Origin of the sequence: Bradyrhizobium uaiense (genome assembly GCF_010811875.1) — a bacterium.
In the GTDB taxonomy this organism is placed as follows: Bacteria; Pseudomonadota; Alphaproteobacteria; order Rhizobiales; family Xanthobacteraceae; genus Bradyrhizobium; species Bradyrhizobium uaiense.
In genome coordinates this window covers 1-8,479 of the sequence record NZ_VKHP01000338.1, presented here as the reverse complement: position 1 = coordinate 8,479, position 8,479 = coordinate 1, and the positions used below count along the sequence as shown (strand labels likewise).

Here is an 8,479-nt window from a genome sequence, read left to right as displayed (position 1 = left end):
CCCACAATGATGCCGATCGGTTCCGCGTCTGCGGCTGATCGCTATAAGAGACAGCCAACCCTCCCCGTAAGAACGGGGCGAGGGAGCAAAGTCGCTTCGGGGATAGAGCTTACGCGCTCTTCTTCTGGAACTGCCCGGTCGCGCGGAAGCGCCAGAGATATTGCGGGGCTGCCTCCGCAAAAATCTGATGCATGTGGGTACGCGGTGAGTCCCCCTCACCCCGATCGCATTTCCTTGCGATCCGGCCTCCCCCCGCAGGCGGGGCGAGGCGAAGTAAGCTACCTTCCCATCGCCAGCGCGATCAGACCGAGCGTGCCGACGATCACGCGCCACCAGGCAAAGAAGGCGAAGCCGCGGCGGGTAACGAAGTTGAGGAATGCCCTCACCACGATCATCGCAGTGATGAACGACACCACGAAACCGACCGCGATGACGCTGAGACCGTCGGACGTGAAGTCGCCGCGGTTCTTGTAGAAGTCATAGGCGAACGCGCCGACCATGGTCGGGATCGCGAGGAAGAACGAGAACTCCGCCGCCGAGCGCTTGTCGGCGCCGAGCAGCATCGCAGCCACGATGCTGGCGCCGGAGCGCGACACGCCGGGAATCATCGCCAGGCACTGCGCGACGCCGATCCAGAAATACATCAACAGCGGGAACCGGGTCGCGTCGTCCTCGTACACTTTGAGATCGAGCTGATCGACCCAGAGCAGGACGGCGCCGCCGACGATCAGCGTGAAGCAGACCACCCAGGGATTGAACAGGAACTCCTTGATGTATTTGCCGGCGATCAGGCCGATCACGACAGCCGGCAGGAACGCCACCAGCACGCCGATCACGAAGCGGCGGTCGTCGGGATTGGAGAACATGCCGAGCGCCACGCGCCACAATTTGGTGAAGTAGAGCACGAGGATCGCGAGGATCGCACCGAGCTGAATCAGGATCGCGAAGCTCTTCCAGAAATTGCCTTCGCCGAGATTGAAGAAGCGCTCCGCAAGCAGCAGGTGGCCTGTCGAAGAGACCGGCAGGAACTCTGTGACGCCCTCGACGATGCCGAGAATCACCGCCCGCAGCATATCCGTCATCATGATCTGATCTGCCCTGTGTGGAAAACCGAATTCTTCTCGCTTATTCGCACATAGGCCGCAATCGCAAATAATCGTCAAACAATGGGTTACCCGGCCGATTTGCTGGGCTATAGCGTTTTTGTGACCCGCACCGTCTGCGGGGGTGGCTACCGGTTTGTGTGCCGACGCGACATAGAGACGAGCGGAACTGTCCCGGCCAAATTACAGGTCAGGTCACACAGGTTGATGGTTTCTTAAGCGCCACGAAATTACCAAGGGCTTCATGTACACGCTGTATCACCATCCGTTCTGTCCGCATTCGCGCTTCATTCGCCTCGTGCTCGGCGAGTATGGCCTCGATTTGCGCCTGGTGGAGGAACGGGTCTGGGAACGGCGCGAGGCGTTTTTGGCGCTCAATCCGGCGGCAACCACGCCGGTGCTTATCGCCGAGGGCTTTCCGCCGGTCCCGACGGCCCCGATCATCGCCGAATATGTCGACGAGGCGCACGGCCTCGAGGCCGGCGAGCGGCGGCTGTTGCCGACGTCGATGGCCGAGCGCGTCGAGGTGCGCCGGCTGATGGCATGGTTCAACGAGAAGTTCTTCGAGGAAGCCTCCAACCCGCTGGTGACCGAGCGGATCTACAAGCGCTTCATGAGCGAGGACAATGGCGGCGGTCCGCCGGCGCCCGACATCATGCGCGCCGCCAAGGTCAATGTGCGCTATCATCTGAGTTACATCGGCTGGCTGGCGAAGACGCGGAACTATCTCGCCGGCGACCGCCTCACCTACGCGGATCTCGCCGCCGCGGCGCATCTCTCGGCGATCGACTACCTGGGCGACGTGCCATGGAGCGAGGACGACGCGGCAAAGGCGTGGTACGCGCGGGTGAAATCCCGCCCGTCGTTCCGCCCGCTGCTCAGCGAATGGCTGGCGGGGGTGCCGGCGTCGCGGACCTATGTGGACCTCGACTTCTGAACCAGGCGGCCAGGCTCTCTCCGTCCGATCTCAAGGCAGCGCTTGGGCGCGAGGCGCGCGCGCTCGGCTTCGATGCCATCGGCTTCACCACGCCTGATGCGACCAGCGAGGCCGGAAGATATTTCCTCGAGTTCCTCGGCTCCGGCGGCCATGGCGACATGGACTGGCTCGCAGCCAATCCGGAGCGACGCGCCGATCCGCGCGTACTGTGGGGTGGCGTGCGCTCGATCATCATGCTCGGCGTCAATTACGGGCCCGATGACAATCCGCTGAATATTCTCGCGCGTCGATCGCATGGCGCGATCTCGGTCTATGCGCAGGGCGACGACTATCACGACGTGATCAAGAAGCGGCTGAAGATTCTGGCGCGCTGGCTCACTGCTGCGACCGGCGACGAGGTGAAGGTGTTCGTCGACACCGCCGCTGTGATGGAGAAGCCGCTCGCGCAGGCTGCCAGCATCGGCTGGCAGGGCAAGCACACCAATCTGGTATCGCGCGAGTTCGGCTCGTGGCTGTTTCTCGGCGCGATCTATTCCGCCACCGAGCTGCCGTGCGACGATGGCGAAGCCGATCACTGCGGCAGCTGCAACGCCTGCCAGGACATCTGCCCGACCGCGGCATTTCCCGCGCCCTACAAGCTCGATGCGCGGCGCTGCATCTCGTATCTGACGATCGAGAACAAGGGTCCGATCCCGCACGAATTCCGCAAGGCCATCGGCAACCGCATCTATGGCTGCGACGATTGCCTCGCAGTGTGTCCGTGGAACAAGTTCGCCGAGGCGGGCCGCGAGCAGAAGCTCGCCGCGCGCGATGCGTTGCGCGCGCCTGCGCTCGCTGAGCTCGCGCGGCTCGACGATCCGGCCTTTCGCGCGCTGTTCACGAAATCGCCGGTCAAGCGCATCGGCCGCGATCGCTTCATCCGCAATGTGCTGATCGCAATCGGCAACTCCGGCGACGCGAACCTTGCCGGCGAAGCACAGCGTCTGCTCGACGACGCCAGCCCGCTGGTGCGCGGCGCGGCAGTGTGGGCGCTGTCGCAACTGATGCCACGCGATGCGTTCGCGACGCTGGCATCGCGGTCCGGCGGCGAGCCCGACCTCAGCGTGCAACAGGAGTGGCGCGCGGCCGCCTCTTGATTTCATCGCGCCATTCCCGTCATGGTCGATGGGCCATGACAAACCAGCCATTTTTCACCAGACACGGCGACGGCTTCATGCCGACGGCCGTTGCGAACGGACCGTGGAGTCCGGAATCCCTGCACGGCCGCGTCGTGATCGGCCTGCTCGCCTTCGTGATCGAGGAGCGCCACGGCTCCGACGATTTCGTGCCCGCGCGGCTGACGGTCGACATGTTCCGGCTGCCCAACATCACGACGCCGATCGAGGTGACGACCAAGCTGGTGCGCGACGGCATGCGCATCAGGATGATCGAGGCCGAGTTTGTCTGCGGCGGCACCAGCATGGCGCGCGCCTCCTGCCAGCTGTTGCGCAGGACGGAAAATGCGCCGGGAAATGTGTGGTCGCCGCCGAACTGGCAGGTGCCGGCGCCGGCAGACATTCCGAAGCCGGCCGATCCGAGGCTTGGCATGAACGGCAAATGGGAAACGCGGCCGATCACAGGACACATGGGCTCGCTCGGCGAGCGAAGGCTCTGGATGAGCGAAGTCCGCGAGCTCGTCGCCGGCGTGAAGATGACGCCGTTCGTCCATGTCGCGACCGGCGCGGATTTCGCCAGTCCCTTCGCCAATGCCGGCGATCAGGGCCTCGGCTACATCAACAGCGACGTCACGATCTATCTGCACCGTCTGCCGGTGACCAACTGGATCGGCTTCGAGGTCGTCAACCATCACGCCACCGACGGCATCGCGATCGGCGAATGCTGGCTCTATGACGAGAAAGGCCCGATCGGCACGTCGACTGTGGCTGCGCTGGCGCAGCGCAAGCCGATGACCAACCCGCCGCCGCCGTAACCACATCCGTCATTCCGGGGCGCGCCTCTTGGCGCGAGCCCGGAATCCATTCCTCCACCGGCGCTGCGGCCTGATGGATTCCGGGCCTGCGCCTGACGGCGCATCCCGGAATGACGACGGAGAGACTGCGGCTAAGCCAAATGCCGCTGCATCTCCGGCCGCGCCCTGAGCGCCGTGCCCTGCTTGCCGACGATCTTGGCGATCCGCTCCGGCGCGAAGTTCAGATCGACGAAGGCGGGCGCGGTGTTGGCGACCTCGTGATACTCCGTGATCTTGCCGTCGCGCAGCCGCATGATCGCGACGCCCTCGAACATCGCGCGGGCGCCCTTGGCCTCCGGCAAGGTCGAGCGGTAGCTGAACGTGTAGCGCGCGTAGAGCGTTTTGCCGTCGCTGACGGGATCGTGCATGACCCAGCGGAAATCGGTCGCGGTGCGGTAGAACCAGTCGTCGATCATCTCGGCGATCTTCGCATGGCCCTCGAAGGCGCCGTAGAACACGTCGTGATAGACGCCGTCCTCGGTGAAGAGATCGGCAAAGGCCTTGCCGTTGCGCCGTTCGACCGCGTCGCAGAACGCGCGCAGCATCGTTGTGGTGTCCATGGCGTTTCTCCGGCCTGTCGTTTCTTCCCTCTCCCCTTGTGGGAGAGGGTGGATCGAATGAGCGAGAGCTCATTCGAGACGGGTGAGGGGTCTGCTTCCGCGGAGAGAACCCCTCATCCGGCACGGACTTCGTCCGCGCCACCTTCTCCCACAAGGGGAGAAGGGAAAATCCTAGCCGATCTCCGCCACCGCGGCGATGATGCGCGCGATGTCCTGTGGCCGTGACAGCCGGTGGTCGCCGTCCTGGATCATGGTCAGCACCACGTCCTCGGCCGGCAGCCGATGCACCAGCGCAAACGCATGCTTCCACGGCACGTCGGGATCCTGCGCGCCCTGCAGGATGCGCACCGGACAGCCGACGTCGATTTGGCTTCCGAGCAGCAGATGGTTGCGGCCTTCCTCGATCAGATTGCGGGTGATCGGATAGGGCGTGCCGTCACCGTACTCCGAAGGCCTGAGCCACATGCCATTGGTCTCGATCTCGGCCCGTATCTCCGGCGAGAAGGACTTCCACATCAGCTCCTCGGTGAAGTCGGGCGCCGGCGCGATCAGCACGAGGCCGGCGAGCTTGCCATTCCCGCCAGCCTTGCTGCGTTTGGCGATCTCGCGCGCCAGCAGCAGCGCCATCCAGCCGCCCATCGAAGAGCCGATCACGACCTGCGGCCCGCTGCAGAACTGCGAGAACACCGCAACGCTCTCCTCGAGCCAGCGGCCGATGGTGCCGTCGGCGAAGTCGCCGCCGGACTCGCCGTGGCCGGAATAGTCGAACCGGATACAGCTGCGGCCGTGCTCGGCGGCCCACGCATCGAGCGCGATCGCCTTGGTGCCGGTCATGTCGGACTTGAAGCCGCCGAGCCAGAACAGCCCCGGCGCGCCACTTGCGCTGCCCGGCGCACCGCTTGTGCTGCCCGCGCGGGCGCGCACCGCGATCCGGCGTGCCCCACTGCCCTCGCCGACCTCGATGAAGGCGGGTTCCTGTCCGGATGCGGCGGTCTGGCTCATGGTTCGGTCACTCGCGTGTCAGAGATCTGCATTTCAATCGTCGTACGGCACCGGTCAACGGCAGCCGGCCCGCCTTGCAGAGCAGGCACACCCGCTATATGTGCCGGGCGTGGCTAAAATGCCTCGCAATTGACGGTTTTGCCGCTTAAAGGAGCGAGTTCGCTTGCCCGCCGCAGCGTCTTGCTTCAAAATATCCGCCTTCCCTTTCACAACTTTGGAGAGTTACCCATTCGCCGTCCCAATAGAGCCCCGCCCACAGTCGCAAAAGACGGGCCGCGCACCAATGATGAGATTCGCAACGCGCAAATCCAGCTGATCGATGCCGATGGTGTCAACCAGGGCACCGTCGAAACCATGGTGGCCATCAAGATGGCCATGGAAGCCGGCATGGACCTCGTCGAGATTTCGCCGAACGTCAGTCCTCCCGTCTGCAAGATCATGGACTACGGCAAATACAAATATTCCGCGCAGAAGAAGGCCGCCGAAGCTCGCAAGAAGCAGAAGGTCGTCGAGATCAAGGAGATCAAGCTCCGCCCGATGATCGACGATCACGACTATGACGTGAAGATGCGCGCGATGCAGCGCTTCTTCGAGGAAGGCGACAAGGTCAAGATCACCTTGCGCTACCGCGGTCGTGAGATGGCGCACCAGGAGATCGGCACCAAGCTGTTGGACAAGGTGAAGGCCGACGTCGCCGAGTTCGCCAAGGTCGAGCAGGACGCGAAGTTCGAAGGCCGCCAGGTCGTGATGGTGCTGGCGCCGCGCTAATTCGAATTAGTCGCTTTGTTGAAATGGAACAGCCCGCCAGGACCTCTGGCGGGCCGTTTCATGTCTGGAGGGCTCTCTCGTAGCCCGGATGAAGCCAACCTCCCCTTGAAAAGGGGAGGTCGCTTTGCGCACCGGCGCAAAGCGGGTGGGGATCATCTCTCTCCACGGGCATCGGTGTCTGCGGCTGACCCCCATCCCGGCCTTCCCCCTTTCAGGGGGAAGGGGAAGGGAGATCCGCCGCCATTTCCAGCTTCGAACGTTGCAAAACCGCCGATCCTCTGTCATAAGCCGGGCCTTCGCCGCCCGGCTGATCAAGGGCTGCCGTGGCGACGTTCAGTGCAGGTTCTTTCAATTCGGAAAAAACCATAGCACTTTCAACGCTCTAACGAGCATTTTAGCCGGCCGGACGCCTCTCGGGGCGATTTTCGTGTTGTGCGACAGGAGAGCCAAATGCCCAAGTTGAAGACCAAGTCGGGCGCTAAAAAGCGCTTCAAGGTGACTGCCACTGGCAAAGTCATGCACGCCCAGCGCGGCAAGCGCCACGGCATGATCAAGCGGACGAAGAAGCAGATCCGTCAGCTCCGCGGCACCCGCGTGCTGTTCAAGACCGACGGCGACAACGTCAAGAAGTACTTCTTGCCGAACGCCTGATCGCTCCGATCCGCTTGAACCCTCGCCGCGACTGCGCGGCGCCCCGTCACCTCTTCCAGATCAAGGATTTCCGTCATGTCTCGCGTCAAACGCGGTGTGACCGCTCACGCCAAGCACAAGAAAGTCTACAAGGCCGCCAAGGGCTATTACGGCCGCCGCAAGAACACCATTCGCGTCGCCAAGCAGGCCGTCGAAAAGGCCGGCCAGTACGCCTTCCGCGACCGCAAGCGCAAGAAGCGCACCTTCCGCGCGCTCTGGATCCAGCGCATCAACGCCGCCGTCCGTCCGTTCGGCATGACCTACAGCGTGTTTATCAACGGCCTGTCCAAGTCGGGCATCGTCGTCGATCGCAAGGTGCTGTCGGATCTCGCCATCGCCGAGCCGGCCGCGTTCCAGGCGATCGCCGAGAAGGCCAAGGCTGCCCTCGCAGCTTGATCCTGGCGAGAGCTTCTAGCGGGCCTTAGGGCCCGCTTTCAGCGCCTTCTGCGAAAAGCGCTGGGCGACGATCGCCCGGCAGAACGCTGTGAACGAGCGGTACATGGTGCCGCTTTCGTTGTCGTATTTGTGGTCACAGCGCTTGAGCTCGCCGGCATAGGCCTTCTTCTGCGACGCCCCGAGGCCGGACAGGAAGTCCGCCTCGCATTTCTTCTCGACCACTTCGCCGAACTGGACGTCTCCGCTGGCGCCGTATTCACACGCCTCGAAGACCTTCATCGCGCGGTTGCAGCTCGGCGCCTTCTCGAGCTCTGCGATGATGTCGTCCATCTGGGTCGATTTGGCGGGACATTCCTCGGTCGCGGCATGCGCCGTTCCGAGCATCAACAGGACCGCCGGCACGGCCAGGCAAGATCGCAGCAACATCGCGTGGGTCTCCTTGAACTCCCCCTTGGTCCCACGCCCGCGTCACCGGGTTCAATGCCGCCGGCCGCTGGTCCCGAAATGACCGGCTTTTTGCTTGACGTTACGGCCTTCGGGCGGCGACAACCCAGCCGAATTTTCGTGCATGGTCGGCAAGGTCAGGTCCGGTTCGCTTCCCGGTTCTTCCCATCAGATCATGCGCCGCTCAAGCGCAGGAATTGACCGTGTCCGACCTCGCAACGCTCGAAAAATCCATCCTCGACCAGATCGCCTCAGCCGGTGACGAAGCCGCCCTCGAGGCGGTGCGCGTCGCGGCCCTCGGCAAGAAGGGCTCGATCTCGGCCCTGCTTGCCACCCTCGGCAAGATGTCGCCGGAGGAGCGCAAGACCGAAGGCGCCAGGATCAACCTCGCCAAGGACGCGGTGACGCAGGCGCTCGCGGCCAGGCGCGACGTGCTGAAGGCGGCCGCAAAGCCCATGTCGGCGAAGATCGTGGTGAGCTCGTCCCACACCTGGCTCAGCGGATGGATGCGACCGGTCTCCGCCGGAGTCTCGCGTAGCGGCAGCGTGACGTCGATGGTCTCGGCGGCGAG

At 63.8% G+C, this 8,479-nt stretch carries 11 protein-coding genes and 1 pseudogene; 7 read left to right on the top strand and 5 right to left on the bottom strand.

Annotated features, from left to right (window positions below):
• Nucleotides 1-278 precede the first annotated feature (278 nt).
• On the bottom strand, nucleotides 279-1,085 hold the full coding sequence (locus FNJ47_RS42720; protein WP_163162360.1) for an undecaprenyl-diphosphate phosphatase: 807 nt from the start codon (nucleotides 1,083-1,085) through the stop codon (nucleotides 279-281).
• Nucleotides 1,086-1,347: 262 nt separating this feature from the next.
• On the opposite strand from FNJ47_RS42720, the gene FNJ47_RS42715 reads away from it, so the two are divergent.
• The 3 genes from FNJ47_RS42715 to FNJ47_RS42705 are packed head-to-tail and all read left to right on the top strand — an operon-like array spanning nucleotide 1,348 to nucleotide 4,009.
• A complete protein-coding gene (locus FNJ47_RS42715; protein WP_163162358.1) occupies nucleotides 1,348-2,040 on the top strand; it encodes a glutathione S-transferase family protein in 693 nt (230 codons plus the stop codon).
• On the top strand, nucleotides 1,989-3,176 hold the full coding sequence (gene queG / locus FNJ47_RS42710) for a tRNA epoxyqueuosine(34) reductase QueG (RefSeq protein WP_163162357.1): 1,188 nt from the start codon (nucleotides 1,989-1,991) through the stop codon (nucleotides 3,174-3,176). Before FNJ47_RS42715 ends, queG begins: the two co-directional genes overlap by 52 nt.
• A 35-nt stretch (nucleotides 3,177-3,211) precedes the next feature.
• On the top strand, nucleotides 3,212-4,009 hold the full coding sequence (locus FNJ47_RS42705) for an acyl-CoA thioesterase domain-containing protein (protein ID WP_163162356.1): 798 nt from the start codon (nucleotides 3,212-3,214) through the stop codon (nucleotides 4,007-4,009).
• Nucleotides 4,010-4,140: 131 nt separating this feature from the next.
• Here FNJ47_RS42705 and FNJ47_RS42700 read toward each other — a convergent pair whose 3' ends face one another.
• Both FNJ47_RS42700 and FNJ47_RS42695 read right to left on the bottom strand, forming a co-directional pair.
• The gene (locus tag FNJ47_RS42700; protein WP_163162355.1) at nucleotides 4,141-4,608 is read right to left on the bottom strand and encodes a nuclear transport factor 2 family protein; all 468 of its coding nucleotides are present in this window, start codon (nucleotides 4,606-4,608) and stop codon (nucleotides 4,141-4,143) included.
• A 171-nt stretch (nucleotides 4,609-4,779) separates the two neighbouring features.
• Nucleotides 4,780-5,610, bottom strand: a complete 831-nt coding sequence (locus FNJ47_RS42695) for an alpha/beta hydrolase (protein WP_163162354.1) — start codon at nucleotides 5,608-5,610, stop codon at nucleotides 4,780-4,782.
• 228 nt (nucleotides 5,611-5,838) lie between these two features.
• Between FNJ47_RS42695 and infC the strand changes: the two genes are divergently transcribed.
• Nucleotides 5,839-6,378 carry a translation initiation factor IF-3 gene (gene infC, locus FNJ47_RS42690; protein ID WP_175068496.1) on the top strand — a complete coding sequence of 180 codons (540 nt, stop codon included), beginning with the start codon at nucleotides 5,839-5,841 and terminating at the stop codon, nucleotides 6,376-6,378.
• Between the two features lie 211 nt (nucleotides 6,379-6,589).
• Here the strand turns inward: infC and FNJ47_RS42685 are convergent, their stop codons facing one another.
• Nucleotides 6,590-6,745, bottom strand: coding sequence for a hypothetical protein (locus FNJ47_RS42685; RefSeq protein WP_163162353.1), 156 nt, complete (start codon nucleotides 6,743-6,745; stop codon nucleotides 6,590-6,592).
• 83 nt (nucleotides 6,746-6,828) lie between these two features.
• On the opposite strand from FNJ47_RS42685, the gene rpmI reads away from it, so the two are divergent.
• The gene (gene rpmI, locus FNJ47_RS42680) at nucleotides 6,829-7,029 is read left to right on the top strand and encodes a 50S ribosomal protein L35 (protein ID WP_008539890.1); all 201 of its coding nucleotides are present in this window, start codon (nucleotides 6,829-6,831) and stop codon (nucleotides 7,027-7,029) included.
• A 75-nt stretch (nucleotides 7,030-7,104) separates the two neighbouring features.
• A complete protein-coding gene (gene rplT, locus FNJ47_RS42675) occupies nucleotides 7,105-7,464 on the top strand; it encodes a 50S ribosomal protein L20 (RefSeq protein ID WP_139856954.1) in 360 nt (119 codons plus the stop codon).
• Nucleotides 7,465-7,479: 15 nt separating this feature from the next.
• On the opposite strand, the gene FNJ47_RS42670 is transcribed toward rplT, so the two are convergent.
• Complete coding sequence (locus FNJ47_RS42670) at nucleotides 7,480-7,890, bottom strand: hypothetical protein (protein ID WP_165446119.1); 411 nt, start codon at nucleotides 7,888-7,890, stop codon at nucleotides 7,480-7,482.
• A 221-nt stretch (nucleotides 7,891-8,111) separates the two neighbouring features.
• On the opposite strand from FNJ47_RS42670, the pseudogene FNJ47_RS42665 reads away from it, so the two are divergent.
• Nucleotides 8,112-8,479: pseudogene (locus FNJ47_RS42665) on the top strand (hypothetical protein); the annotation flags it as partial.